This is a genomic window from Streptomyces sp. NBC_01304, from assembly GCF_035975855.1.
Classification (GTDB): Bacteria; Actinomycetota; Actinomycetes; order Streptomycetales; family Streptomycetaceae; genus Streptomyces.
Window position 1 is genome coordinate 4,042,714 of sequence record NZ_CP109055.1, and the last position, 25,704, is coordinate 4,068,417.

At 71.1% G+C, this 25,704-nt stretch carries 24 protein-coding genes; 9 read left to right on the forward strand and 15 right to left on the reverse strand.

The genetic code is table 11. From position 1 onward, the window contains the following. Positions 1-10 precede the first annotated feature (10 nt). The 4 genes from OG430_RS17500 to OG430_RS17515 form a co-directional block, all read right to left on the reverse strand. The gene (locus tag OG430_RS17500) at positions 11-1,171 is read right to left on the reverse strand and encodes a C40 family peptidase (RefSeq protein ID WP_327353446.1); all 1,161 of its coding nucleotides are present in this window, start codon (positions 1,169-1,171) and stop codon (positions 11-13) included. 104 nt (positions 1,172-1,275) lie between these two features. Next, a complete protein-coding gene (locus tag OG430_RS17505; protein ID WP_327353447.1) occupies positions 1,276-1,602 on the reverse strand; it encodes a hypothetical protein in 327 nt (108 codons plus the stop codon). A gap of 38 nt (positions 1,603-1,640) precedes the next feature. Further along, the gene (locus OG430_RS17510; protein WP_327353448.1) at positions 1,641-2,372 is read right to left on the reverse strand and encodes a TetR/AcrR family transcriptional regulator; all 732 of its coding nucleotides are present in this window, start codon (positions 2,370-2,372) and stop codon (positions 1,641-1,643) included. Between the two features lie 62 nt (positions 2,373-2,434). Then, positions 2,435-3,373, reverse strand: coding sequence for an AurF N-oxygenase family protein (locus OG430_RS17515; RefSeq protein ID WP_327353449.1), 939 nt, complete (start codon positions 3,371-3,373; stop codon positions 2,435-2,437). A 193-nt stretch (positions 3,374-3,566) separates the two neighbouring features. Between OG430_RS17515 and OG430_RS17520 the strand changes: the two genes are divergently transcribed. After that, complete coding sequence (locus OG430_RS17520) at positions 3,567-4,670, forward strand: ferritin-like domain-containing protein (RefSeq protein WP_327353450.1); 1,104 nt, start codon at positions 3,567-3,569, stop codon at positions 4,668-4,670. 24 nt (positions 4,671-4,694) lie between these two features. Here OG430_RS17520 and OG430_RS17525 read toward each other — a convergent pair whose 3' ends face one another. The 6 genes from OG430_RS17525 to OG430_RS17550 all read right to left on the reverse strand — a co-directional run bounded on the left by OG430_RS17525 (position 4,695) and on the right by OG430_RS17550 (position 10,890). Continuing rightward, positions 4,695-5,009: a DUF6191 domain-containing protein gene (locus OG430_RS17525; RefSeq protein ID WP_327353451.1), complete on the reverse strand. Its 315-nt coding sequence runs from the start codon at positions 5,007-5,009 to the stop codon at positions 4,695-4,697. A 68-nt stretch (positions 5,010-5,077) separates the two neighbouring features. Continuing rightward, a complete protein-coding gene (locus OG430_RS17530; RefSeq protein ID WP_327353453.1) occupies positions 5,078-6,322 on the reverse strand; it encodes a styrene monooxygenase/indole monooxygenase family protein in 1,245 nt (414 codons plus the stop codon). 18 nt (positions 6,323-6,340) lie between these two features. Next, on the reverse strand, positions 6,341-6,976 hold the full coding sequence (locus OG430_RS17535) for a GTP-binding protein (protein ID WP_327353454.1): 636 nt from the start codon (positions 6,974-6,976) through the stop codon (positions 6,341-6,343). Further along, positions 6,957-7,367: a DUF742 domain-containing protein gene (locus OG430_RS17540; RefSeq protein ID WP_327353455.1), complete on the reverse strand. Its 411-nt coding sequence runs from the start codon at positions 7,365-7,367 to the stop codon at positions 6,957-6,959. The genes OG430_RS17535 and OG430_RS17540 overlap by 20 nt, the downstream gene beginning before the upstream one ends. After that, on the reverse strand, positions 7,364-7,852 hold the full coding sequence (locus OG430_RS17545; RefSeq protein WP_327353456.1) for a roadblock/LC7 domain-containing protein: 489 nt from the start codon (positions 7,850-7,852) through the stop codon (positions 7,364-7,366). Before OG430_RS17545 ends, OG430_RS17540 begins: the two co-directional genes overlap by 4 nt. Further along, positions 7,849-10,890 carry a sensor histidine kinase gene (locus OG430_RS17550; RefSeq protein ID WP_327353457.1) on the reverse strand — a complete coding sequence of 1,014 codons (3,042 nt, stop codon included), beginning with the start codon at positions 10,888-10,890 and terminating at the stop codon, positions 7,849-7,851. The genes OG430_RS17545 and OG430_RS17550 overlap by 4 nt, the downstream gene beginning before the upstream one ends. Before the next feature lie 397 nt (positions 10,891-11,287). Here OG430_RS17550 and OG430_RS17555 point away from each other — a divergent pair, with 397 nt between their 5' ends. Continuing rightward, positions 11,288-12,133 (forward strand): protein phosphatase 2C domain-containing protein, encoded by an 846-nt coding sequence (locus tag OG430_RS17555; protein ID WP_327353458.1) that lies wholly within the window; start codon positions 11,288-11,290, stop codon positions 12,131-12,133. A gap of 176 nt (positions 12,134-12,309) precedes the next feature. Here the strand turns inward: OG430_RS17555 and OG430_RS17560 are convergent, their stop codons facing one another. After that, positions 12,310-12,804 (reverse strand): MarR family winged helix-turn-helix transcriptional regulator, encoded by a 495-nt coding sequence (locus OG430_RS17560; protein ID WP_327353459.1) that lies wholly within the window; start codon positions 12,802-12,804, stop codon positions 12,310-12,312. Positions 12,805-13,076: 272 nt separating this feature from the next. Here OG430_RS17560 and OG430_RS17565 point away from each other — a divergent pair, with 272 nt between their 5' ends. Further along, complete coding sequence (locus OG430_RS17565) at positions 13,077-13,907, forward strand: lysozyme (protein ID WP_327353460.1); 831 nt, start codon at positions 13,077-13,079, stop codon at positions 13,905-13,907. A 113-nt stretch (positions 13,908-14,020) separates the two neighbouring features. Here OG430_RS17565 and lon read toward each other — a convergent pair whose 3' ends face one another. Continuing rightward, positions 14,021-16,441, reverse strand: a complete 2,421-nt coding sequence (lon, locus tag OG430_RS17570) for an endopeptidase La (RefSeq protein ID WP_327353461.1) — start codon at positions 16,439-16,441, stop codon at positions 14,021-14,023. Between the two features lie 132 nt (positions 16,442-16,573). Here lon and OG430_RS17575 point away from each other — a divergent pair, with 132 nt between their 5' ends. Continuing rightward, positions 16,574-17,257, forward strand: coding sequence for a GNAT family N-acetyltransferase (locus OG430_RS17575; protein WP_327353462.1), 684 nt, complete (start codon positions 16,574-16,576; stop codon positions 17,255-17,257). 144 nt (positions 17,258-17,401) lie between these two features. Continuing rightward, the gene (locus OG430_RS17580; RefSeq protein ID WP_327353463.1) at positions 17,402-18,178 is read left to right on the forward strand and encodes an SAM-dependent methyltransferase; all 777 of its coding nucleotides are present in this window, start codon (positions 17,402-17,404) and stop codon (positions 18,176-18,178) included. Here OG430_RS17580 and OG430_RS17585 read toward each other — a convergent pair. The 3 genes from OG430_RS17585 to OG430_RS17595 all read right to left on the reverse strand — a co-directional run bounded on the left by OG430_RS17585 (position 18,171) and on the right by OG430_RS17595 (position 20,754). Continuing rightward, positions 18,171-19,304 (reverse strand): class I SAM-dependent methyltransferase, encoded by a 1,134-nt coding sequence (locus OG430_RS17585; RefSeq protein WP_327353464.1) that lies wholly within the window; start codon positions 19,302-19,304, stop codon positions 18,171-18,173. The genes OG430_RS17580 and OG430_RS17585 overlap by 8 nt on opposite strands. A gap of 74 nt (positions 19,305-19,378) precedes the next feature. Continuing rightward, positions 19,379-20,092: a rhomboid-like protein gene (locus OG430_RS17590; protein ID WP_442816507.1), complete on the reverse strand. Its 714-nt coding sequence runs from the start codon at positions 20,090-20,092 to the stop codon at positions 19,379-19,381. Continuing rightward, positions 20,092-20,754, reverse strand: coding sequence for a TetR/AcrR family transcriptional regulator (locus OG430_RS17595; protein WP_327353465.1), 663 nt, complete (start codon positions 20,752-20,754; stop codon positions 20,092-20,094). Before OG430_RS17595 ends, OG430_RS17590 begins: the two co-directional genes overlap by 1 nt. Before the next feature lie 161 nt (positions 20,755-20,915). Here OG430_RS17595 and OG430_RS17600 point away from each other — a divergent pair, with 161 nt between their 5' ends. From OG430_RS17600 to OG430_RS17615, 4 genes are all read left to right on the forward strand, one after another. Further along, positions 20,916-22,229, forward strand: a complete 1,314-nt coding sequence (locus OG430_RS17600; RefSeq protein WP_327353466.1) for an MFS transporter — start codon at positions 20,916-20,918, stop codon at positions 22,227-22,229. Positions 22,230-22,264: 35 nt separating this feature from the next. Beyond that, complete coding sequence (locus tag OG430_RS17605; protein ID WP_327353467.1) at positions 22,265-24,034, forward strand: glycoside hydrolase family 3 protein; 1,770 nt, start codon at positions 22,265-22,267, stop codon at positions 24,032-24,034. Between the two features lie 142 nt (positions 24,035-24,176). Continuing rightward, positions 24,177-24,857 (forward strand): spermidine synthase, encoded by a 681-nt coding sequence (locus tag OG430_RS17610; protein WP_327353468.1) that lies wholly within the window; start codon positions 24,177-24,179, stop codon positions 24,855-24,857. Between the two features lie 63 nt (positions 24,858-24,920). Next, positions 24,921-25,658 carry a response regulator transcription factor gene (locus OG430_RS17615; protein ID WP_327353469.1) on the forward strand — a complete coding sequence of 246 codons (738 nt, stop codon included), beginning with the start codon at positions 24,921-24,923 and terminating at the stop codon, positions 25,656-25,658. Positions 25,659-25,704: the final 46 nt, after the last annotated feature.

A 25,704-nucleotide genomic window follows, 5' to 3' on the forward strand; every position in this document is an offset into this window, starting at 1 on the left:
AAGATTGTCCTCAAACGCCGGACGGGCTGATGGGGGCCGTCGCCGACCCGTATCCCAGGTCCGATCCCTCCATCGCACCCTTCGGCAGCCTCGGAGGCTGGTACCCCGTGAAGGCCGTACCCCCCGGGTCGGGGCGGACCGCGCCGAGGAGGGGGTTGGAGGCGATCGGGGAGACCTTGACCCGGGCGCCGGGGCGGGGGGCCTGGATGACCATGCCGTCGCCCAGGTACATCGCCACGTGGGTGGCCTTGGGGAAATAGATGACCAGGTCGCCGGGGCGGAGATCGCGCAGGGGGATGCGCGGGAGTGTTGCCCACTGTTCCTGGGAGGTGCGCGGGATCTCGTGGCCGGCCCGGGTCCAGGCCTGGGAGGTGAGGCCCGAGCAGTCGTAGGTCGCCGGGCCCTCCGCGCCCCACTCGTAGGGTTTGCCGATCTGGCGGACGGCGTAGCGCAGGGCCTTGTCGCCGGCCTGCGAAGGGGCCTGGGCGCGGACCGAGCTCAGGGCGCCCGAGGCCATGAACTTGCGCTGGGCGTCGGCCATTCCGGCCTCCTCCAGCTTTCGCAGCTCGGCGAGCTGGGTCATGCTCAGGCCCGCGAGCAGCTTCTCCACCGCCTTCAGGCGCTTGGCCACCGCGTCCCGTTGCTTCTTCTGCTTGGCGGCGAGGACCTGCTGTGCGTCCAGGGACTTACGGGCCTTGGTGGCCAGGTCGTCCGCCTTCTGCTCGGTTGCGGCGAGGCGGTCGAGCGTCCGCATGCGTTCGGCCGCGACCCGGCGGATGAGGTGGCTCTGGTCGAGCACGGTGCGGGGGTTGCGGGCCAGCAACAGCTGGACGTACGCGGAGAGTTGGCTCTCCCCCTGGTATTGCTGGCGGGCCATGCGGCCGGCCAGTGCTCGGCTGGCGCCCAGCGCCAGGCGGGCCTTGCCGAGTTCGTCGCCGAGCTTCTTGTTCTCGGTCTCCTTCGTCTTCAGCTTCCCCTCGGCGGAGTTGTACGCCTCCGTCGCCTCCTCGGCCTTGCGGTAGAGGGTCTGGAGGTCCGTGAGGAGCTTGGTGATCGAGCGTTCCCCGCCGGGGCCGGGCACGGCCCGCGCGGTGGGCGGCGCGGCGAGGGTGGAGATCGCCACAGCCGCCGCCGTCGCCGTACAGGCCAGGGAGAGCCGTCCGACTGACACGTCATCACCTCCGCCGCGGGGTCAGGCCCTCCGCCCCACAGGGGGAGCATGCAACGGCGTGATGATGCGAGCACCCGACAACTGGGCGATGCGGCCCCAATCCGTCACTCGTCCCGGGTGTCCCCGGAGTGGCCGCTTGACGGGGGCTCGTCGGTCCCGGTCGTCGGATTCGGCTTGGACCACGGCCATTTCAGGCCGCCGCCCGCCCGCCCGGACGGGTCGTACTCGTAGCGCCATCCCTGCGTGAGGCCGAGCCGCCGCGGGTGACCCGCCGGCACCCGCCGGTACACCAGGACGGTCGGGGATCCGCCGTCCGGATCCGGCACCGGAACCTCGTACACCTTCGGCGGATGGCCGGTCGCGCCGGTCAGGACGGGCAGCTTCCTGCCGTCCAGGGGGCCGCCGACGAAGGGGGTGTCCTCGCTCCTCATGCGGCCAGTCTCCCCCAGGCCCGCGGAGAGTGCGAAGGTCAGAGCAGGTGGGCGGCCTCGCTGACCACGGGCAGGACCCGGCGGGCCAGGGAGCCGGCCGGGCCGTCGGGGCGTTCGAGGGCGAGGGCGTCCTTGAGGGCGCCCGCCGTCTGCTCGTCCGAGGCGGCGGTCGCCGTGGTGAGGGCGATGAAGTGGTCGAGGAGCCAGGCGTGCAGCTCCGGCAGGGGCGGTTGCTTCTCCTCGTCGAGCCAGATCAGGGAGGCGCCCTCGACCGCGGTGATCCAGGTCCGCACCATCATGCGCAGGCGCGGCCCGGGCTCGTCGACGCCCAGATGGGCCAGGATCTGCGCGGCGGCCTCCCGGCGCACCTCGTCCACGATCGCCGTCGTCCGCGAGGTCTCGGCGACGGAGCCGCCCTGCAGGAGCGCGCTGAAGCCGGTGTCGTGCTCGTCGACGAAGGTGAGGTAGCGGTGCAGGGCGCGGCCGAGGCGCTCGGTGAGCGGTCCGGCGGGCGGTTCGGCGAAGCACTTCTGCAGCTCGTCGGCGGCGGAGCGCAGCGCGGCCTCGTACAACTGCTGCTTGCCGCCCGGGAAGTAGCGGTAGACGAGCGGCCGGGAGACGCCGGCCTCCTCCGCCACGTCGTCGAGCGAGACATCCTCCGGCGCACGGTGCGCGAACAGCGTGAGGGCCGCCTCGCGGAGCTGGGCACGCCGCTCCTCGACGCCGAGGCGTCGGTAGGCGGGGGTGCGCGTGGTTGCTGCCGGAGACATGGTCGCAGGGTAACCGTAGTTTCGTACGACCGTGTCAGGAGTACGGCAGTCCGGCAGCACGGTCAGGCGAGGAGGCCGGAGGCCCGCCACAACCTGCGCCCCACGCCCCGCATCACCCCGATGTCGTCCAGGAAGTCCGTCAGGCGCTTCGCCCCGGTCTGCATGACCTCGCGGCGGTGGCCGCTCGCCTTGACCTGGGCCAGGGCCTCGCGGCGGTCCAGGCCGCAGTCCGTGTAGACCTGGGGGTTGACGAAGGCGATGGAGAAGACGCGGGCCGCCTCGCCGCTGCTGATCCGGGTCAACTCGCGCTCCCAGCGGGGCGCGGTCACCATCTGGCGGCGCAACTCCTCGCGGGCGTAACGCACATGACGGGCCTCCTCGACCACGTGGATGCGGGTCACGCCTCGCACCAGGGTCTGCACGCGCTCGTCGGGGAAGACCAGGCGCTGCATCCAGTCGAGGATCTCCTCGCCGAGCAGGGTGCAGGCGAAGGAGCCGGGGGTGGTGGAGACCGTCTTGAGGATGCGGGCCATGTTGTGGTTGAGCCAGGAGACGGGGTACGTGGGCGCCCCGCCCTTCTTGATCATGCGCGCGAACATCATGGAGTGCCGGCACTCGTCCGCGATCTCGGTGAGCGCGTAGCGGACGTGGTTGCTGGTCAGCGACTTGTCGTAGATGTGGCGCACGAGCAGCTGCATGAGGATGATCTCGAACCAGATGCCCAGCGAGGCGAGGGACGCGGCCTCGTGGCGGGCCAGGTCCATCCGCTGCTCCTCGGACATCCGGCGCCACATCGGGGTGTCGTACAGGGAGACCAGCTCCGGCGGCCAGAACCACTTCCCGTCCTCGACCGGGGCGTCCCAGTCGAGCTCCGTGTCCGGGTCGAAGGAGTGCTTGGCGGAAGACTCGAGCAAGCGCTCGGCCACCTGCTCCCGGTCCTTGAGCAGGCCGAGTGCGTCCCGCAGTCCTTCGAGCGCACCGGCTTCCGTCGTGGTCGTCATGGCTGCTGCCACCTCGCGATCGGTGTTGCCAGGGGGTTACCGGGGGTCACGCCTGATGCTTCTTCTTATGAGACTGCCTGTCAGCAAGGCCGTCAATCCCCTGCGCACCACTTGTTGACCGCTGGTCTACCAACGTGTGAACCTGCCAACTATCGGGATCTGACGGGTAGTTACTGGTAGTGAGGAGCTCTCCGTGTCGACGTACGACCGCTACACGCGCGCACCGCAAGAACCGCTCTGGGAGGTCCCCGCGAGCGGAGACGCCCGCTTCAGCTGGGAGTACGACGACGGCCGCGAGCGCCTTCTCGCCCTCTACCAGAAGGGCAAGGACAAGCAGTGGGACGGCGCCAAGCGCATCGACTGGGGTCTCGAGGTCGATCCGCACGACCCGCTCGGCACGCCCGACGAGGCGATGACGCTGTACGGCACCCGGCACTGGGCGAAGATGACCGACCGGGACAAGGGCGACCTGCGCCGGCACTACGCCTCCTGGCAGTTCAGCCAGTTTCTGCACGGCGAGCAGGGCGCGATGGTGTGCGCGGCGCGGATCGTGGAGTCGGTGCCCGACCTGGACGCCAAGTTCTACTCGGCGACGCAGACCATGGACGAGGCGCGGCACGCGGAGATCTTCGGGCGCTTTCTGCACGAGAAGATCGACATGGTGTATCCCATCAACGACAACCTGCAGTCCCTGCTGGGCGACACGCTGCGGGACTCACGCTGGGACATGCCGTACCTGGGCATGCAGGTGCTCATCGAGGGGCTCGCGCTTGCGGCCTTCGGCATGATCCGGGACACGACCGACAAGCCGCTGCCCAAGCAGATCCTGGCGTACGTCATGCAGGACGAGGCCCGGCACGTGGCCTTCGGCCGGATGGCGCTTCGCGACTACTACAAGCAGCTGACCGAGGCGGAGCTTCGCGAGCGCGAGGAATTCGTCATCGAGGGCTGCTACTTGATGCGGGACCGGCTGCGCGGGGTCGAGGTCCTGGAGAACTTCGGGATCTCGGCCGCCGAGGCCGATGAGTACAGCGAGCAGTCCGAATACCTGGCGCTGTTCCGGCAGTTGCTGTTCTCGCGGATCGTGCCGTGCGTCAAGGACATCGGGCTGTGGGGGAAGCGGCTGCAGCAGGCGTATCTGGACATGGGCGTCTTCGAGATGGGCAACTCCAACCTCGATCAGCTGATGGCCGAGGACGAGGAGATCGCGGAGAAGCTGGACGCGGAGCGGTTCGCCGCCGAGGAGGCGGAGCGGGTCGCGGAGGTGGCGGAGGCGGTCGCGGAAGGTGCCGTCTGAGCGGACCCCCGGGTGCGGCGGTGATCAGGCCTTCCGCCTGATCACCGCCTTCCCGGACGCGAGGTCGACGCCCACGCGGGGTGGCGCCCCGTCCTCTGCATCGTGCTTCACGATCCGCTCGGTCCGGCGCTGCTCCTGCTCGACCCGCTTGTTCGGGTTCAGCGCGGCCATCAGCTCGTCCGCCACCGAGACGCCCACCCCCTGCCCGGGCCGGGCCCGGCGGGCCAGGGCGCGGCGGAGCCGGGCGGGACGGCCCGTGCGCAGCACCAGGTGCCTGATGACGGCCAGCACGAACGGCAGCATCACCAGGACCGACGACAGCAGCAGACCCCAGACCATGACCTGTACAACGTATAAGGCGGCCCGGATGTTCCAGCCGCGCGGTCAGGCGTGGGCTGCCGCGAAGGTCACGCGTGGGCTGCCGCCGCCACCTCGCCGAGGTACGCGTTCGCCTTCTCCGGCTCGTAGAAGAAGTTCTCGAAGTCCGACGGGTCGTTGAAGCCGTTCGCGAAGCGGTCCGCCACCGGCTGGAGGTCGCCCGCCGCGCCGATCAGGTTCAGGATGTGCTCCGGCGGCGGCGCCAGCATCGCGTTCGTCCACTTGGTGACGTGCTGGGCGGTGGCCCAGTAGCGGTCGAACGCCGACTGCATCCAGGCCTCGTCGAAGGCGCCGTCGCCGTGGGACACGATCGAGTCGAGGTACGAAGCGGCGCACTTGGCGGCCGAGTTGGAGCCCTGGCCGGTGATCGGGTCGTTGGCCACGACCACGTCGGCGACGCCGAGGACCGCACCGCCGCCGGGGAGGCGGCCGATGGGGTTGCGGACCGTGGGGGCGTAGCGGCCCGCCAAAGTGCCGCCCGCGTCGGTGAGTTCGACCTTCGTCGCCCGCGCGTACTCCCAGGGCGTGAACTTCTCCATCAGCTCCAGGGTGAGCGACAGGTGCTCGGCCGGGTCCTTGACTCCGCGGAAGACGTCCAGCGGGCCGCCCGGGATGCCCTCCCAGAAGAGGATGTCCGCCCGGCCGGAGGTCGTCAGGGTCGGCATGACGAAGAGCTCGCCCACACCGGGCACGAGGTTGCAGCGCACCGCGTCGAAGTCCGGGTGCTCGGGGCGCGGGCCGAGCCCGTGGACGTACGCGACGGCGAGGGCCCGCTGCGGCTCGGCGTACGGGGAGCGCGCGGCGTCGCGGCCGAACATCGAGACCAGCTCGCCCTTGCCGGCCGAGACGAGCACCAGGTCGTAGCGCTGCGCGAAGTAGTCGAGGTCCGAGACCGCCGCGCCGTGGATGACCAACTGGCCGCCGCGCTGGGCGAAGGTCTCCATCCAGCCTGCCATCTTGACGCGCTGGTCGACCGACTGGGCGTGGCCGTCGAGGCGGCCGACCCAGTCGATGACGCGCCCCGAGTCGGGGCCGGTGACCGAGACGCCGAGGCCCTCGATGCGCGGGGCCTGGGACTCCCAGAAGTTGATGTTCAGATCGCGCTCGTGCTGGAGCGCCGTGTCGAACATGCACTGCGTGGACATGACCCGCCCGCTGCGGACCTCGTCCGCCGTGCGGTTGGACATCAGGGTGACCTCGTACCCCTGGGACTGCAGTCCGAGGGCGAGCTGGAGTCCGGACTGGCCGGCTCCGACTATCAGTATCTTTCGCATGCGGGTGGCTCTCCTTGCCTATGCGGGTGTCGCGTCGAGCGCGTGGGCGACCAGCGCGAGGAGCGTCTCGAGCACCGTGAACCGGCGGCGCGCATCCATGATCACGACGGGTATCCGGTCGGGGATCGTGAGCGCCTCGCGCACGTCCGCGACCTCGAACTCCTCGGTGCCCTCGAAGTGGTTGACCCCGACGACGTACGGCAGTCCGCAGCTCTCGAAGTAGTCGAGCGCGGGGAAGCAGTCGTCCAGGCGCCGGGTGTCGGCGAGCACGACCGCGCCGATCGCGCCGCGCACCAGGTCGTCCCACATGAACCAGAAGCGCTGCTGACCCGGCGTACCGAAGAGATAGAGCACCAGGTCGTCGTCGAGCGTGATCCGGCCGAAGTCCATGGCGACCGTGGTCGTGGCCTTGTCCGGGGTCGCGCTGAGATCGTCGGTCTCTTCGCTGGCCTGCGTCATCAGCGCCTCGGTCTGCAGCGGAGTGATCTCCGAGACCGAGGAGACGAGCGTGGTCTTGCCGACCCCGAAGCCGCCCGCGACCACGATCTTCGTGGCGACGGGAGCCCGGGTCCGGTCGGTCTGCCAGGGCTGTGCGCCCTCTTCGGCGTCCGCTATCAGCGCGGGAGGCAGCAGGTCAGAGACGGCGGAGTCCACTGAGCACCCTTTCGAGCAGTGCGCGGTCCGGCTGTCCTGGGCCATGACCTGTTCCGTACACCCGGATCCGGCCCTGGTCGGCGAGGTCGCTGAGCAGGACCCGGACGACTCCGAGCGGCATCTTCAACAGCGCGGCGATCTCGGCGACCGTCCGCATCCGGCGGCAGATCTCGACGATCGCCCGCATCTCCGGCATGACGCGGGCCGCGCCCTTCATCAACTCCGGCCGTTCACCGGGCCCTTCGAGCGCGGCCGTGCCGGCCGTGCTCGCCACGAAGGTCTCCACCAGCAGCACGTGCCCGAAGCGGGTGCGGCCCCCGGTGAGCGAATAGGGGCGTACGCGGGCGGGTTTGCGATCGCCGCCGCGTACCGGAAGTCTCGCCGAGGTCACTTAGTGCTCTCCATCGACTGGCGCAGCTCGCTGCGGAGTTCGGGGGTGAGGACGTGCCCGGCACGGCCGACGAAGAGCGCCATGTGGTACGCGATGACGCTCATGTCGCAGTCAGGAGTGGCGTGCACGCCGAGCAGGGAGCCGTCGCTGATCGACATGACAAAGAGGCTGCCCTCGTCCATCGCGACCATCGTCTGCTTGACGCCGCCGCCGTCCATGAGGCGTGCGGCGCCGATGGTGAGGCTGCCGATGCCGGAGACGATGGTGGCGAGGTCGGCGCTGGAGCCCTTGGGGCCGTCGGCGGTTGCCGGTCCGGCCGTTGCCTGGTGGCCCGGGTCGGAGGACAGCAGGAGCAGTCCGTCGGAGGAGACCACCGCGACCGAGTGGAGGCCCGGCACCTCCTCCACGAGATTGGTCAGCAGCCAGTGCAGATTGCGGGCTTCACTGCTGAGGCGGTAGGTGCTTGCTGCGCTTGCGGCGGTCAACTGCGTGCCTCCTCTACTGGGTCCCCCTGGTCCGTGATCGGTTGCGTTGCCGGTGCTTCGGGTGCTGCGGGCCCGTCGTCGGAACGTTCGTCGGTACGTTCCGCCAGTTCGGCCTGTACGTCGCGGCGGCCGTCCTTCGCCGCCTGGTGAAAGCTGCCGAGGCGCTTGCGCAGGGCCTCGGGGTCGACCGCTCCGGGGGCCGGCCTGGTCGGGGCCTGGGCCGGAGCGGCGATCTTGGGGGTGCGCTTGGGGAGGCCCTTGTCGGTGACGACGCGTTCCCACTTGGGGGGACGGGGGGTTGGGGCCGGGGTGGGGGTGGGGTCCGGGGTGCGCTCGTGGGCTTCTTCGGGCTCGGGGGTGGGGGGCGGGGCGAGCCCTGGGTCGGGGTCGAGGGCCGGGGCGGGGGCCGGTGCGAGGAGCTCCATCGTCGTCGAGGACTCGGGCTCGGGCTCCTCGGCAGGCTCGGGCTCCTCGGCAGGCTCGGGCTCGGCGACAGGCTCGGGCTCACCTTCCTGCCCACCCTGTGGGCAGTCGTCCCGCAGGGCGGGACGGGTGGGCACAGGCGAAGGTGCCGGATCGGCTGCGATGGGGGGCTCGGGAAGCTCGACCTCGGTCGCAACCTCCACGGGCTCGGGGCTGGCCTCGACGACAACCTCGGCCTCCGCCTCGCGAAGTGCCCGCTCCGCAGCCGCGATCACCGGATCCTCGACCGCCTTCGGCCCCGCCGCCTCACCCCCCGAACGCCCGGGCAGCACATTGGAGTTGGCCTCCGCCTCGGACCCGGGCAGATGCACCGCGGGCGCCGCCCCGACCACCGGGGCAGTGCGCTGCGGAGCCACCGCGGCAGCGGGAGCCGCGGCCAGGATCGACTTGGGCAGCACCACGAGCGCCGCCACCCCGCCCTGCTTCTGCTCGCGCAGCTCGACCCGCGTGCCGTGCCGTGCCGCGAGCCGGGCCACCACGAAGAGGCCGAGCCCGAGGCCGTCCTCGCCGTCGGTGTCGTACGACGCCTCCGGGTTGTCCGGATCGAACTCCGCCAGGCGGGAGTTGAGCTCCTGCAGCCGCTCGGCGGTGATGCCGATGCCGCCGTCCTGCACCGAGAGCATCACCTCGCCGCTCTCCATGAGCCACCCGGAGACCTCGACGGAGACGTCCGGCGGCGAGAACGCGGTCGCGTTCTCCAGGAGTTCGGCGACCAGATGGCTCACGTCGTCCGCCGCGAAGCCCGCGAGATGCGCGTGCGGCGGCAGTGCGGCGATGCGGACACGCTCGTACCGCTCGATCTCACTGACCGCGGCGCGCAGCACGTCGATCAGCGGGACCGGGCCGGGGTGGGTGTGCCGGTGTTCGGCGCCGGCGAGGACCAGGAGGTTCTCGCTGTGCCGGCGCATGACCGTCGCCAGGTGGTCGAGCTTGAAGAGGGTGGCGAGGCGGTCGGGGTCCTGCTCGCGCTCCTCCAGGCTCTCGATGACGGCCAGTTGACGCTCGACCAGGCCGAGCGTGCGCAGCGCGAGGCTGACGAACGTGCCCTGCAGACCGGCCTGGGTGCGCTCCAGGCGGGCCGTGGCGTCGGCGAGCTGAGTGCGCAGCTCTTCGCGTTCGTCGGCGAGCTTCTCGCGCTGCCCGATCAGGTGCTTGCGGTCGCCCTCCAGGAGGCCGAGGCGTTCGTGCAGCTTGACGGCGTGGTCGTGCAGCGCGTTGACGGACCGGACGACCGCCGCGAACTCGTCGTCGCGGCCCGTGAAGCGGATCGGCTCCCCGGTCCCCGGGTCCTTGGCGAGCCGGGCCGAGCCGAGCCGCAGGACGGCCAGCGGGCGGGTGAGCGTACGGGCGACGGCCATGGAGACGCCGACGGCCACCAGGAGCAGTACGCCGACGAGGGCGACGCGGAGCTCCAGGGCGGTGACGTCGTCGTCGCGGAGCAGGCCGAGCTGCTCGGTGCGGTCGGTGGCGAGGGTGTTCTCGACGCTGCGCAGCTGCTCGACGCGGGCGGAGAGGGCGGCGTCGACCTTGCCGCGGTTGTAGCGGAGTTCGGCCTGGCTGAGGGCCGGCTGGTCGGTGAGGTGGGCCAGGTACTTCTCGGCGGTGGCGACCTCGGGGCCGGTGACGGTCGAGCTGAGCTTGGTGCGGGAGGCCTCGGGTGCGGAGCGTACGAAGTCGGCGAGCGCGGCCTGTTCGCTGAGGCGGGCCTGCTGGGCGGCGGAGCTGAGGGCGTCGCGGCGGCGGTCGTCCGGGGTCTTCTCGGTGCTGAGGCGGGGCAGGCCGGTGACCGGGTCGATCACGCTCCGGGCGGCGGCCTGCGGCGTGGCGAGCGCGGCGAGCAGCAGTCCGCGTGCGGCCCCGGCCTGTTCCACGGCGCGGTCCAGGTCGGCCAGGGCGCGGGCGCCGGTGCCCGCGCGGGGCGGCAGCCGGTCGGCGAGCTTCCCGGCGAGGGCGTGGAGTTCGCCGATGGTGCGGGAGTACGCGGTGTGGGCGTCCAGCGCCGAGCCGCGGCCGGTGAGGGCGGCGCGGCGGACGTCCGCGACGGCGTCCAGGTCCTTGCGTACGGCGGCCGGGGCGTCGGCGCGCAGCTCGGCGATCTGGCGGTCGACGCGGCCGCTCCGCTTGGTGCTGTCGCCCGAGATGCCCTGCGCGGCCTTGCCCTTGGGGCGGCCGGCGGCGATGTACGAGGTGACCTCGTCGCGCTCGTCGGCCAGTGAGTGGGCGAGGGTGACGGCCTGCTGGGTGAGCTCCGAGAGGGTCACCAGGCGCTGGGACTCGGCCAGTTGGGAGGAGGAAGCCATGATGCCGGGGGTGCCCGCGCCGGCGACGGTGGCGGCGACGACCGCGACGGCGATGATCAGCCGGTTGCGCACGCGCGCGCGGCGGCCGGAACCTTCGGTGCGGGAGCCTTCGGTGCGTACGCGGGCGCCTTCGGTGCGTACGGCGTCCGGGTCGCTCCCCGCGCCCTCGCCGCGACCCGCTTCCTGCTGCTGGTCCGGCCGGGATTCAGGGGTCTTCCCCCCGGAACGACGCCGCATCTGCACCGGTGCTCGCATTCTCGATGTTCTCGTTCTCGCCCGAGACGCCCTGGGTGACGCATGGTCAACAGCCCATGGATCGCCACAAGCACCCCCAAGCGCCCCCCTGGTACGGCTTATGACCATTCCAGCGAGGTTGGGCAGTAACCGCACACAAGCTGCGCGGCCACCCGAAGGAGTGAACATCGACGGGAGTTGGGGGGCAAGTTCTCCCGTGAGGCTCAGGGGGCGTCCACGGAGCGCCGGTTGGACGGGCCTGCTCCGCTTTGGCAGGATGCCCCGCCACCCCTCCCGGGGGCCTCGGGCCCGCCCGCCGAGTCCGGCCCGACCGGCCGAGGAGCGGCTGGATCCGGCCACGCACCCCCACCCCACGCCCTTGTACAGACGTCGTGAAGGCCTCGTGCAGACTGGCCGGATGCGCATCGAACTCGCCACGGAACCCGGTGACCCCGCCCGCCCCAACGAGGACTACGTGTCGGTGGCCCTGCCCGCGTCAGGACAGGGCGGGGTGCTCGTACTCCTCGACGGCGTGACACCACCGGCGGGCGACGACGGTTGTGTGCATTCCGTTCCGTGGTTCACGGCGCGGCTCGGCGGGGCGCTGGGTGAACTGTCGGTTTCACGGCGAGATATGCCGCTGACCGACGTACTGAGTACGGCCATCTCCCGCACGGCGGACGCCCACCGGGACACCTGTGACCTTTCTCACCAGCGAACTCCGCAGGCGACTGCGGTCGTCGTGCGCTGGGACACGGACCGGGTCGAGCATCTGGTCCTGTCCGACTCGGCACTGCTGATCGAGGCCCCGGACGGCACGGTGAGCGCAGTCCTGGACCGCCGCCTGGACGAACTCCCGTCCGAGGTGCGGGCCTTCCGCGACCGGGTACGGGCGCTGCCGCGCGGCTCGGCGGAGCGGGCGGCGCTGGGCCGCGAGTACGGCGCCGCGGTCGAGGCGCTACGCAACGCCGAGGGCGGCTTCTACACGGCGGCGGCCGACCCTTCGGTCGCGGAACGCGCGGTGACGGGCGAGCTGCGCCGCTCGGAGGTCCGCTCGCTCGCGGCCCTCACGGACGGGGTGACCCGCTGGGTCGAGACCTTCCGCGAGGGCGACTGGCCGGAGTGCTTCGCCGTCCTCCGTAAGGAGGGCCCCCAGGCCCTGATCGACCGCGTCCGGACCCTGGAGCGAACGGACCCGGAGGGCGCCACCTTCCCGCGCGGCAAGCCCCACGACGACGCAGCGGCGGCGCTCGTCGAGCTGTAGGGGGCTACTGGGGCGAAAGGGTCAGCAATAAGGGGCATTTCGGTCGCGTATACGCCCCTTTTCCCCCACGAGCACCCGCCCGGCCCGCGGCCCTGGCCCCCGCCCGGTCCCGGCCCGCCCCGGCCCCGCTCCAGTCCGCCCCGCCCGGCCCCGCTCCAGCCCGCCCCGCCCCCCCCTCAGCTCTCCGAGCGCGCGTTCAGCTGGCCGAGGAGGCGGGCCAGCTCCGCCACCTCGCTGCGGTCCCAGCCCGCGAGCCGCTGCACGTACTGGCCGCGGCGGGCGTCCCGGACGACGCGGTAGCGGGCCCGGCCCTCCTCCGTGAGGTGCAGCAGGGAGGCGCGGCCGTCCAGCGGGTCCGGGGTGCGCGCGACCAGGCCCAACTCCTCCAGGGCGCGCAGCTGTCGGCTCATCGTCGCTTTGCCGACTCCGATGTACGCGGCGAGCTCGGTGGCCCGCTGCGGGCCGGCCTCCTCCAGGCGTACGAGCAGGCCGTATGCGGCGGGTTCGAGTTCGGGGTGGACCTCCCTGGCCATCTCGCCGGACGAGGCGCGGGCGCGGCGCAGAAAGACCGTCAACTCCCGCTCCAGGGCGAGGAATTCGTGGTCCACACCACTTCCCGGCTCCGGGTGATCCCCCGGGGCCCCTTCGCTCTCGTGCACGTCAGCACCCATTCGACGCTTTCCCGATCCTGAAAGTTTCTTTCAGCGGCGGCCATTGCCGCAGCTGGGCCAGTATTTCGCAGGAGTAGACCAACGGCAGCCCCAAGGCCCCCTTCCCTACCCCTCTTCTACGTGCGTAGCTTCATTACTGCACCGGATGACATGCCCACACCAGGGATCTGAGCCAAAGATCTGCACCAGCGACATGAGGGCATGTCCGTATGTCGACAGGTTCCCCCCAAGTGCATCACCCAGTGCACCACCGAGGCCTTCGGAGGCACGCAATGCCCGTGCACAGACCCGGATCCGGACCACGCCGCTCGCGCCTCACCGCGGTCGGCATTCTGCTCGCCGCCCTCTCGCTCCTCGTCTCCCTCCCCACCAGCGCCCAGGCCGCCGACGCGCCCACCCGCGGCTCGGCCCGCATGGGCATGGGCGTCGTCGGCCACGACGGCCAGGGCCAGCTGCCGCCCGCCGACCCCAACGCCGTCCAGACCGAGGGCGTCGACGTCTCCAGCCACCAGGGCAACGTCAACTGGTCCGGCCTCTGGTCCAGCGGCGTGAAGTGGGCCTACGTCAAGGCCACCGAGGGGACGTACTACAAGAACCCCTACTTCGCCCAGCAGTACAACGGCTCGTACAACGTCGGCATGATCCGCGGCTCGTACCACTTCGCGACCCCCGACACCACGAGCGGTGCCACCCAGGCGGACTACTTCGTCAACAACGGCGGCGGCTGGTCGCGTGACGGCAAGACGCTGCCCGGCGCGCTGGACATCGAGTGGAACCCGTACGGGGCGCAGTGCTTCGGCAAGAGCCAGTCGGCGATGGTCACTTGGATCAGGGACTTCCTGAACCGCTACAAGGCCCGCACCGGGCGCGACGCGGTGATCTACACGGCCACCAGCTGGTGGAAGGACTGCACCGGCAACTACGGCGGCTTCGGTGCCACCAACCCGCTGTGGATCGCCCGCTACAACACGACGCCCGGTGAACTCCCGGCCGGCTGGGGCTTCCAGACGATCTGGCAGTACACGTCGTCCGGCCCGATCGTCGGCGACCACAACAAGTTCAACGGCGCCCTCGACCGCGTGGTGGCCCTCGCCAACGGCTGACGTCCACCGCCGCCCTCAGGACGTGTGCGTACGCATCCGGCTGTGTGCGCGTACGAAACGGCCCTCCCCCTCGTCGGTCGAGGGGGAGGGCCGTCCGCTCCTGATCGCGCCCGTCACGCCGCGATCGGGACCTTGGGGCTCGCCCCGTTGGTCGCCGGGGCGAGGGCCAGTTCGAGGACCTGGCGGACGTCGGTCACCGGGTGGACCTCCAGCTTCTGAAGGACCTCGGCCGGTACGTCGTCCAGGTCGGCCTCGTTCCGCTTCGGGATGATCACCGTGGTGACGCCCGCCCGGTGCGCGGCGAGCAGCTTCTGCTTGACGCCGCCGATGGGCAGGACGCGTCCCGTCAGCGACACCTCGCCGGTCATGGCCACGTCCGTGCGGACGAGGCGGCCGGAGAGCAGCGAGGCCAGGGCGGTCGTCAGCGTGATGCCCGCGCTCGGGCCGTCCTTCGGCACCGCGCCCGCCGGGAAGTGGATGTGCACGCCCCGGTCCTTCAAGTCGGTGACGGGGAGCTCGAGTTCGGCTCCGTGCGCCCGCAGGAAGGACACCGCGATCTGCGCGGACTCCTTCATCACGTCGCCGAGCTGGCCGGTGAGGGTCAGTCCGGCCGCGCCCGTCTCCGGGTCGGCGAGCGAGGCCTCGACGAAGAGGACGTCGCCGCCCGCGCCGGTCACGGCCAGACCCGTCGCGACACCCGGTACCGCGGTGCGCCGCTCGGCCGGGTCCTGGGCCGACTCCGGGACGTGGTGCGGGCGCCCGATGAGACCGCGCAGATCCTCGTCCTTGATGGTGAACGGCAGCCCCCGCTCGCCGAGTTCGTGCTGCGCCGCGACCTTGCGCAGCAACCGGGCGACCGACCGCTCCAGGTTGCGGACGCCCGCCTCCCGGGTGTACTCCCCGGCGAGCTTGCGCAGCGCGCTCTCGTCGAGCGTCACCTCGTCCTTTTCGAGACCGGCCCGCTCCAGCTGGCGCGGGAGCAGGTGGTCGCGGGCGATGACGACCTTCTCGTCCTCGGTGTAGCCGTCGAGGCGGACCAGCTCCATGCGGTCGAGCAGGGCCTCCGGGATGGCCTCCAGGACGTTGGCCGTGGCGAGGAACACCACGTCGGAGAGGTCGAGTTCGACCTCCAGGTAGTGGTCGCGGAAGGTGTGGTTCTGGGCGGGGTCGAGGACTTCGAGGAGGGCTGCGGCCGGGTCGCCGCGGAAGTCGGAGCCCACCTTGTCGATCTCGTCGAGGAGGACGACCGGGTTCATCGAGCCGGCCTCCTTGATGGCGCGGACGATGCGTCCGGGCAGGGCGCCGACGTACGTACGCCGGTGGCCGCGGATCTCCGCCTCGTCGCGTACGCCGCCGAGTGCGACGCGCACGAACTTGCGGCCCATGGCGTGCGCGACGGACTCGCCGAGGCTGGTCTTGCCGACGCCGGGCGGGCCGACGAGCGCGAGCACCGCTCCCCCACGACGGCCGCCGACCACGCCGAGACCGCGCTCGGAGCGGCGCTTGCGTACGGCCAGGTACTCGGTGATGCGCTCCTTCACGTCGTCCAGGCCGGCGTGCTCGGCGTCGAGGATCGCCTTGGCGCCCTGGATGTCGTACTGGTCCTCCGTCGTCTCGCTCCACGGGAGTTCGAGGACGGTGTCCAGCCAGGTGCGGATCCAGGAGCCCTCGGGCGACTGGTCGCTGGACCGCTCCAGCTTGTCGACCTCCTTGAGGGCGGCCTCGCGGACCTTCTCGGGCAGGTCGGCGGCCTCGACGCGGGCCCGGTAGTCGTCGGACTCCTCGCCCTCCTGCTCGCCGTTGATCTCGCGCAGTTCCTTGCGTACGGCATCCAGCTGGCGCCTGAGCAGGAACTCGCGCTGCTGCTTGTCGACGCCCTCCTGGACGTCCTTGGCGATGGACTCGGCGACGTCCTGCTCGGCGAGGTGCTCGCTCAGCCACTGGATGGCGAGCTTGAGGCGGGCCACCGGGTCTGCGGTCTCCAGGAGTTCGATCTTCTGGTCGACGGTCAGGAACGGCGAGTAGCCGGAGTTGTCGGCCAGGGCCGACACGTCTTCGATCTGCTGTACGCGGTCGACGACCTGCCAGGCGCCGCGCTTGCGCAGCCAGCTGGTGGCAAGTGCCTTGTAGTCCTTGACCAGTTCGGTCACCGAGCCGGGCAGCGGGTCGGGCACGGGCTCGTCGACTTCGAGGCCCTCGACCCACAGGGCGGCGCCCGGACCGGTGGTGCCCGCGCCGATGCTGACGCGCTTGCGGGCGCGGATCAGGGCGCCGGGGTCGCCGTCGGCCAGCCGGCCGACCTGCTCGACGGTGCCGAGCACGCCGGTCGCGGCGTACGTCCCGTCGATGCGCGGGACCAGGAGCACCTTTGGCTTCCCGGGCTCGCTGCGGGCGGCGGCCTGGGCGGCCTCCACCGCGGCGCGTACATCGGGATCGTTGAGGTCGAGCGGGACCACCATTCCGGGCAGCACGACCTCGTCGTCGAGCGGCAGCACGGGCAGGGTGAGCGATGCGGATGCGGACGTCGATGCCATGATCTCCCCTTCGGCAATCAAGTTGAGCTATGCCGACTCAATGCTTGTGAGCCTGGAGATGTTCCCCAGAGGGTGTTCGCTCTGAGCGATCAGGGGTCGCGAGGCCGCTGTCGAGAACGATGTAATGCACGCATGCCTACTTCATCCATTACACCGCTGGTCAAGTCCTGGATCGACGGCTGGGTCGTGTCCCGCGGTGCCGCCGAACCCGACGAGGAGCCCTGGGGCTGGACCGTGGCCGTCGGTAACTTCAAGGAGACGGCGCGGCATCTGATTCCCGACGGCGACGAGGCCGTCATCCGCAAGCTCGCGGTGGACTCGGCGGTGGCCGGGCGCTGGCTGAAGGTGTTCCTGCCCCAGGTGACGCTCGACCTCGCGCAGCCCGACGCGGCGGAGGAGCTGATCATGCCGTGGCTCGGCGGGGCGGAGTCGGGCTGGAGCGTGGACCTGCCCGGGTTCCTGATGACGCTCGACCTCGAACGGTCGGCCGCGGTGGCCGTGCCCGAGGGGTATCGGATGCGGGTCTGGCATCGGGGCGGGGTCGTGCGCGTGATGGTCACGGCCGCGGACGGGTCACTGGCCGCGCGGGGGCAGATCGCGGCGACGGGCGCCACGGCGGTGGCGGACCAGATCGAGACGTCGCCGCTGCACCGCCGCAAGGGGCTCGGGTCCTTGGTGATGCGGGTGCTGCAGAACGCCGCGCTAGACGCCGGGGCCTCGACCGGGATTCTGGTCGGGACGCTGGAGGGCCGGTTGATGTACGAGGCGGTGGGGTGGCGGACTCATGCGGCGATGGCGAGCGTGCAGTTCGGCTGATGAGCCCGTTCGGCCAACCCAGCCCGTCCGGCGCTTGAGGACGAGGCCGAAGGCCGTAATCCAGGCGGGGGTCCGGGGGCGGCAGCCCCCGAAGCTGTCCGTCAGGACTTTCGGGAAGGGGCGGGGAGGGGCCAAAATCCCCCCATGCACCGCGACGACCTCAGCAGCCTCGCCCACAGCGAGCACCCCATTGCTGCCCCCCTCAGCGACCAGAGGGTCGACCAACTCCTGGCCCACGCCCTCCCCCGGGGAACGGAGCGCGTACTGGACCTCGGCTGCGGCGAGGCCGAGTGGCTGATCTGGGCCGTGGCCAACCGCGAAGGCGTGCGGGCCGACGGCGTGGACCTGAGCGAGCCCGCCCTGGCCCGGGGCCGCGAGCACATCGCCCAGTCCGGCCTGGCCGACCGCATCACGCTGCACCACCAGGACGCGGCCGACTTCAACGGCGACGCCCCGTACGACCTGGTCCTCTGCGTCGGCTCCACGCACGCCTTCGGCGGCCTCCTGCCCACGCTCGAAGCCGCCCGCAAACACCTCGCGCCGGGCGGCGCCGTCCTCGTCGGCGACGGCTTCTGGGAGCGGCCCCCGACGAAGGAGACCCTCCAGGTCGGCTTCACCGAGGACGAGTACACCGACCTCGCCGGCACCGTCGAGCTCGTCGAGCGGAACGGCTGGATCCCGCTCCACGGGCATGTGAGCACCCAGGAGGAGTGGGACGACTACGAGTGGTCGTGGACCGGCTCCCTCACCCGCTGGGCCCTGGACAACCCCCAACACCCGGAGAGCGAAGAGGTGTTGGCGACCGCCAAGCAGCACCGCACCCAATGGCTCGGCGGCTACCGCGGCACGCTCGGCTTCGTCACCCTGCTGCTTCGCCAGGAGGCCCGCCCGGAGCCGCACACCCTGCTGCGCCTCACGTAGCCCGCGGCGCCAGCCGCCAGAGGGTGGTGAGCTCCGCCGCGCGGGCCTCGTGCAGCGGATCGTCCCGGTCCGCCGCCCGCCCGTGCCGGGGCCGCGTGTCCAGGCGCCCGACCACCCGCAGCCCGGCCTTGTCGATGGCGTCGCTCAGCTCCGTGGGGCCGCGCAGGCCGAGCCGTTCCGCGAGGTCCGAGATGATCAGCCAGCCCTCGCCGCCCGGTTCGAGGTGGTCGGCGAGACCGTCGAGCCAGCTGTGCAGCATGCGGCTGCCCGGGTCGTACACGGCGTGGTCGAGCGGGGTGCGCGGGCGGGCCGGCAGCCAGGGCGGGTTGCAGACGACGACATGGGCGCGGCCGGCCGGGTAGAGGTCGGCCTCCCGCACCTCGACCGGAAGCCCGAGCCGCTCCGCGTTGTCCCGGGCGCAGGCCACCGCGCGCGGGTCCAGATCGGTGGCGACGACGCGGCGCAGACCCCGGTGGGCCAGGAGCGCGGCGAGCACACCGGTGCCGGTGCCGATGTCGAAGGCCGAGTCGGCGCCGGCCGGCAGCGGGGCCTTCGCCACCAGGTCGACGTACTCGCCACGGACCGGCGAGAAGACCCCGTAGTGCGGGTGGATCCGGGCGCCCGCGCCGAGCGCCGGGATCTCGACGCCCTTGCGACGCCATTCGTACGCGCCCACGATGCCGAGCAGTTCACGCAGCGAGCCCACCACGGGCTCGTCGCCGCCCGGCCACTCCCCGTACGCCTGGACGCACGCCTCCCGGACGTCGGGCGCCTGCCGCAGGCCGATCGCCCAGTCGTCGGCGTACGGGATCAGCAGCATGCCGAGGACCCGGGACCGCCTCGCCTGCTCACGGCGCTGCAGGTGGAAGGCCTGGGCCAGGGAGTCGGACTTGGGCTGCGCAATGCCGTCGAGCTTGCGGCGCAGGGAGGTGAGCAGACGGCGCGCGGACGGGTAGTCGCCCTGCCAGAGCAGCGCGGTCCCCTCGCTGACGTGGCGATACGCGGCGGCGACGCTGATGCGGGCGCCTGCGGTGATGACGCGCTTGGGGGGCGGGGTGGCGTTCTGGGTGTACCAGCGGGCCGTGCGCCGCTCGTCGTCGGCGTCCGTCCAGTGGATCGTGTTCACGTGCGACCTCTCCCCTTCAGGGAAGCAGTATCGGTGGCGGACGGCACCGGATGCCAATTCGCCCCACGGGGCGGCTACACCTTCTGTACGCGCCTGACCTGGCCCACGTCCCTCGCCGGCCCGCCCCGCTCGCGCCGCCACCGGCGCACCAGCGGCCAGGAGGCGACCCCGATGAGCAGGGCGAACAGATGCCCCCAGTCGGCCATCGGGTCGGCGAACGCGATCAGCTCGTTCACGAGGACGAGCGCCGTGCCGCCGGCAAGCAGCAGCCGCGCCCACGGGACGAGCAGCCCGGCCAGGGAGCCGACGGCCGCCGTGACGCCGAAGCTGATGCCGTAGTCGAGGCGGTGCAGGGAGCTGTCGGGCAGATGGCCGGTCAACACCGAGAGGGCGATGGGGACTTCGGTGACCAGCGTGGTCGCGGCATGACCGAGGAGGAAGATCCCGGCGGTACGCCACCCGCCGATGCGGCGCTCCAGGGCGGTGAGGACGACCAGGAAGGCGAGGGCGTACGGGGACGTGAGTCCGCCGGCGATCCACAGCGCGCTGGCGACCATGACCAGGGCCGGGGCCTGGGCCAGGCCTTCGACGTCCGTGCTGGAGACCTGGAGCAGCCGGTCGACCAGGTGCGGGTCGGCGTACTCGGTGAACAGCGAGGTCACGGCCAGGACGAGGGCGTAGCCGAAGGTGAAGGGCGTCGCGGTGGGGGTGGGCAGCAGGCGTCGGAGGAACTGCCGCCAGGGGCGGACTTCCTCGCGCCGTGTCACGGCCCCGACCAGGTCCCGCACTACAGTCCCGCCTCCTCCACCGTGATCGACCGCAGCAAGCGGTCCAGGTACCCGCGGAACGAGCCGATCATGTCGATGGCCCGCGGATTCAGCGCCCACTGGATCTGCAACCCGTCCATCACCGCGATCATTTCCTGCGCGACGGCCCGGCAGTCGGTGTCCGCCTTCAGCTCTCCGCCGGCGACCGCGCGGCGCAGCGCCTCGGTGGTCTGGTCGATCACCCGGTCGTAGCGCGCCGTGAAGTACGCGTGCGCGGGGTGGCCCGGGTTTCCGGACTCGCCGACCAGGACGTTGAACATCTTCACCAGGCCGGGGCGCCGGGTGTTGACCTCGGCGAGCGCGAGCACGGCCGCGCAGAGCTCCCTCGCCGGATGGGTCTCGGTCGGATGGGTCTCGGTGCGGAAGATCTGCTCCACGTCATGTTCTTCGCTGCGTTCAAGAACTGAAAACAGAAGGTCTTCCTTGCTGCGGAAGTGGTGCAGCAGCCCACCTTGGGTGATCCCGACATCCTTCGCGATCCGGGCCAACGAGGAGGCGTGGAAGCCCCATTGGGCAAAGTGCTCGACGGCGGTGTCGAGGATCCGGGCGCGTCGCTCATCGCCCACCGCATAGGTGCCTCTAGCTGCGGTTTTCTGGGACTTAGGGCCCTGGCTCTGCGACATGTGAGCCACTTTAATCGCCCCCACCGGGGCACTGCCGGGGAGGCTGCGGGCCCGTGATCCAGGCCACAAAACCAAAACCTAGTACCTACGCGGTTTTCGTGTTTAACCTTTGGACACAGGAGCGGCGACGAAGCCGCCCCCGTCCCCGACAGGAGGCCGCCATGGCCCTGGTCCACGACGCCCCGCCCGGCGCGGCCGCATCCCCGAGTGCCGGCGCCCCGGGGACCGAGCCGCACGGCGCCCCGCAGCCGCCGAACGCCCCCGGCAAGCTGATCTTCGGTCTCGTCGCCGCTCAACTCGGCGTCTGCATCGCGGTCTTCACCCCGATCATCGTGACCCTGCAGGTGCGGGTCGCCCAGATCGCCCCGGAGGCGGAGCGCAACGCGGCCCTGGCCAAGGTCCTCTCCGTCGGCGCCCTCCTCGCGCTCATCGGCAACCCGCTCTTCGGCGCCCTGTCCGACCGCACCACCAGCCGCTTCGGCCGCCGCCGCCCCTGGCTGATCGGCGGCTCGCTGGTCGCCCTCGGCGGACTGACGATCGTGGGCCTCGCGAACAGCGTGACGATGCTCCTGATCGGCTGGGCCATCGCGCAGGTCGGCTGCAACGCCGCGCTCTGCATGGTCACGGCCTGCATCCCGGACCTGATCCCCGACCACCAGCGCGGCCGCGTCTCCGGCCTGGTCGGCATGATGCTGTCGGTCTCGATGGTCTGCGGCACCTTCCTCGCGAAGGTCTTCAGCGGCAACATCGCGGTGGCCTTCATCGTCCCGGCCCTGATCGGCGTCGTCGGCGCCTGCGTCCTGGCCGCCGTGATGCGGGACCGCCCGGCCCGGCCCGGCGCCTTCGCCCCGTACAGCTTCAAGGAGTTCCTGCGCAGTTTCTGGGTCAACCCCCGCAAGCACAGCGACTACGCCTGGAACTTCGTCAGCCGCTTCCTGGTCTTCATCGGCATCGCCTGTGTCACCAGCTACCAGGTGTACTTCCTGATGGACAAGCTCGGCGTCGCCGAGGGCGATGTGGCGTCGAGGATGTTCACCACCACCCTGGTGACGGTCGGCGGAGTGGTCGCCGGCTCGCTGCTCGGCGGCTTCCTCTCCGACAACGCGGGCCGCCGCAAACCGTTCGTCCTGGCCTCCGCGGCCGTCATCGGCGTCGGCCTCGTCCTGATCGCGACGGCCGGCTCCTTCAACGCCTTCCTGCTCGCGGTCGCCGTCTTCGGCTTCGGCGAGGGCCTCTACCTCGCGGTGGACGTGGCGCTCGCGGCGGCGGTGCTGCCCGACCCGGAGACCACCGCCAAGGACATGGGCGTACTCAACATCGCCAACGCACTCCCCCAGTCCCTCGTCCCGATGATGGCCCCTCTCCTGCTCGGCATCGGCGGCGGCACCCAGAACTACGGCGCGCTGTTCCTCTTCGGCGGCATCGCGGCGGCGGTCGGCGCGGTCCTGGTCCAGCTGATCCGCTCGGTCAAGTAGCCCTCCCCTCCCATGACTTCAGGAGTACGCACCCCATGAGCGACACCCGCGACACCGCCCCCGCCTACAAGGACGCCGCCCTCCCCGTCGACGTACGCGTCGAGGACCTCCTGGCCCGGATGACCCTGGAGGAGAAGGCCGGGCAGATGTTCCACGGCATGCTGATGATGAACCCGGACGGCACGCCCGTCATGGAGACCGACGGCTCGATGCTGCCGTACGCGACCCCCGAGCTCATCGAGGACAAGAAGCTCACGCACTTCAACCTCCTCGGTACGTACGGCGCCCGCGAGATGGCCCAGTGGCACAACGCCGTCCAGGAGATGGCGGCCGCGACCCGCCTCGGCATCCCGGTCACGCTCTCCACCGACCCCCGCCACTCCTTCACGGACAACGTCGGCGCCTCCTTCAACGCCGGTGCCTTCTCCGCCTGGCCCGAGCCGCTCGGCATGGCGGCGATCGGCGACCCCGAGCTGGTGCACCGCTTCGCGGACACGGTGCGCCGCGAGTACCTGGCGGTCGGCTTCCGCCTGGCGCTTCATCCCCAGATCGACCTGGCGACAGAGCCCCGCTGGTCCCGGCAGACCGGAACCTTCGGCTCCGACGCGAAACTGACCGGCGAACTGGCGGCGGCGTACATCCGCGGCCTGCAGGGCGACGAGCTCGGCACCCACTCGGTGTCCGCGATGGTCAAGCACTTCCCCGGCGGCGGCCCGCAGAAGGACGGCGAGGACCCGCACTTCCCGCACGGCAAGGAGCAGGTGTACCCCGGCGGTCTGCGCGAGCACCACCTGGAGCCCTTCAAGGCGGCGATCGCGGCCGGGTGCGCGCAAATGATGCCGTACTACGGCCAGCCGGTCGGCACGGACTGGGAAGAGGTCGGCTTCGGCTTCAACAAGGGCGTCATCCAAGGGCTGTTGCGGGACGAGCTGGGCTTCGACGGCATCGTCTGCACGGACTGGGGCCTGCTCACCGACTCCACGATCTTCGGCGAGCCGCACTCCGCGCGTGCCTGGGGCTGCGAGCACCTGACGGTGGCCGAGCGGGCGGCGAAGGCGTTGGACGCCGGGTCGGACCAGTTCGGGGGCGAGCAGTGTCCGGAGGTCATCGTGGAACTGGTGCGCTCCGGGCGGATCCTGGAATCGCGTATCGATTCATCGGTACGTCGCCTCCTGCGCGAGAAGTTCGTCCTCGGCCTCTTCGACGCACAGCGGTACGTCGACCCGGATGCGGCCCAAGAGATCGTGGGCGCGGCCGAGTTCAAGGCGGCGGGGGCTGCGGCGCAGCGGCGCTCGCTGACGGTGTTGAGCAATGACTCGCTGTTGCCGGTGAGCGGGCGGCCCAAGGTGTACGTGCAGAACGTGGACGCATCGGTGGCCGGTGAGTACGCCGAGGTCGTGCCGGATCCCGCCGCCGCCGACTTCGCGATCCTCAAGCTCCGCACTCCGTACGAGGAGCGCCCCAACAAGTTCGAGGCCTTCTTCCACTCGGGCTCACTGGCCTTCGACGAGGCCGAGTTGAAGGAGATCCTGGCTCTGCTTGACGCGGTGCCCACGCTGGTCTGCATCAATCTGGAGCGGGCGGCGGTCATCCCCGAGATCGCCTCTCGGGCGGCTGCGCTGGTCGCGGACTACGGGGCGAGTGACGCGGCGCTGCTGGACGTGGCATTCGGCAAGGCCCGCCCCGAGGGACGGCTCCCCTTCGAACTGCCCTCGTCCATGGCGGCAGTTCACGCTTCGCGCCCGGACGTTCCGAACGACACGGTGGATCCGGTGTTCGCGGTGGGGCACGGGTTGCAGGTCTGATTTCTTCCCCGCCCCGCCCCTTCCCGTAAGGCTGCCGCCGGCTTCAAAGACTGTCCTCAAACGCCGGACGGGCTGATTTATCAGCCCGTCCGGCGTTTGAGGACTTTCGGGAAGGGGCGGGGCGGGGATGCAAAATGGCCCCATGCACGACGCGCACACAGAACCCCCCGTCGTCCTCGACCGCCGCGAAGGCCCGTACGGCGAAGTGGTCCTGCGCCGCCACGGCGACCTGCTCCAGATCATCGCCAACGGCACGTTCCTGATGGACACTTCGGACGGCCGCAGCGAGCGCCTGCTCATCGACGCCGCGAGGGACGCCCTCGACGACGGGCAAGAACCCAGCGTGCTGATCGGCGGCCTCGGCGTCGGCTTCTCCCTCGCACACGCCGCGGCGGACCCGCGTTGGGCCGCGATCACGGTCATCGAGCGTGAAGAGGCCATCATCGGCTGGCACCGCGGCGGACCGCTCAAGGAGATCTCCGGCCCGGCTCTCGACGACCCGCGCACGGAGATCGTGCGGGCCGACCTCGTCACGTACGTACAACAATCCCCAGTGACGTACGACGCACTCTGTCTCGACATCGACAACGGCCCGGACTGGACCGTGACCGAGGACAACGACAGCCTCTACTCCCCGAGCGGCCTCGCGGCCTGCAAGGCCAGGCTCAACACGGGCGGTGTGCTCGCCGTCTGGTCCGCTCAGCCCTCCGGCGATTTCGAAGAGTCGTTGCGGAATGCCGGATTCCGGAACGTACGTACCGAAGAGATCCCGGTTGCCCGAGGCGTCCCGGACGTGGTCCATCTCGCGGTCAGGGGCACATAGCCGAGGCACGGTAACTCCCCGTACTCTGCTGACCGGACACGCGGATCTTCTCAGGGGCGGGCGATGGAGCAGACACACACCTCCCACAACGGACAGGCGCCCACACCGGGTGCTCAGCGCCGGGTTCTGGTGGTCGAGGACGATCTGACGATCGTCGAGGCCATCGCCGCCCGGCTGCGCGCCGAGGGCTTTGTGGTGCAGACGGCCGGGGACGGCCCCTCGGCCGTCGACACCGCCGAGGCCTGGCAGCCCGACCTGCTGATCCTGGACATCATGCTGCCGGGCTTCGACGGGCTCGAGGTCTGCCGCCGGGTTCAGGCTCAGCGGCCGGTGCCGGTGCTGATGCTGACCGCGCGTGACGACGAGACCGACATGCTGGTCGGGCTCGGGGTCGGCGCGGACGACTACATGACCAAGCCGTTCTCGATGCGTGAGCTGGCGGCGCGGGTGCATGTGCTGCTCCGGCGGGTCGAGCGGGCCGCCCTGGCCGCGACCACTCCGCGCTCGGGCATCCTGCGGCTCGGCGAGCTGGAGATCGACCACGCCCAGCGGCGGGTCCGGGTCAGGAGTGAGGACGTACACCTCACGCCCACCGAGTTCGACCTGCTGGTCTGCCTCGCGAACACCCCGCGTGCCGTGCTCTCCCGTGAGCAGCTGCTCGCCGAGGTGTGGGACTGGGCGGACGCGTCCGGCACCAGGACCGTGGACAGCCACATCAAGGCCCTGCGCCGGAAGATCGGTGCCGAGCGCATCCGCACCGTGCACGGCGTGGGGTACGCCCTGGAGACCCCGACCCCGTGAGCTTGCCGCGTGAGCCCCGCGAGCCCCGTGAGTCTCGCGGGCCTCG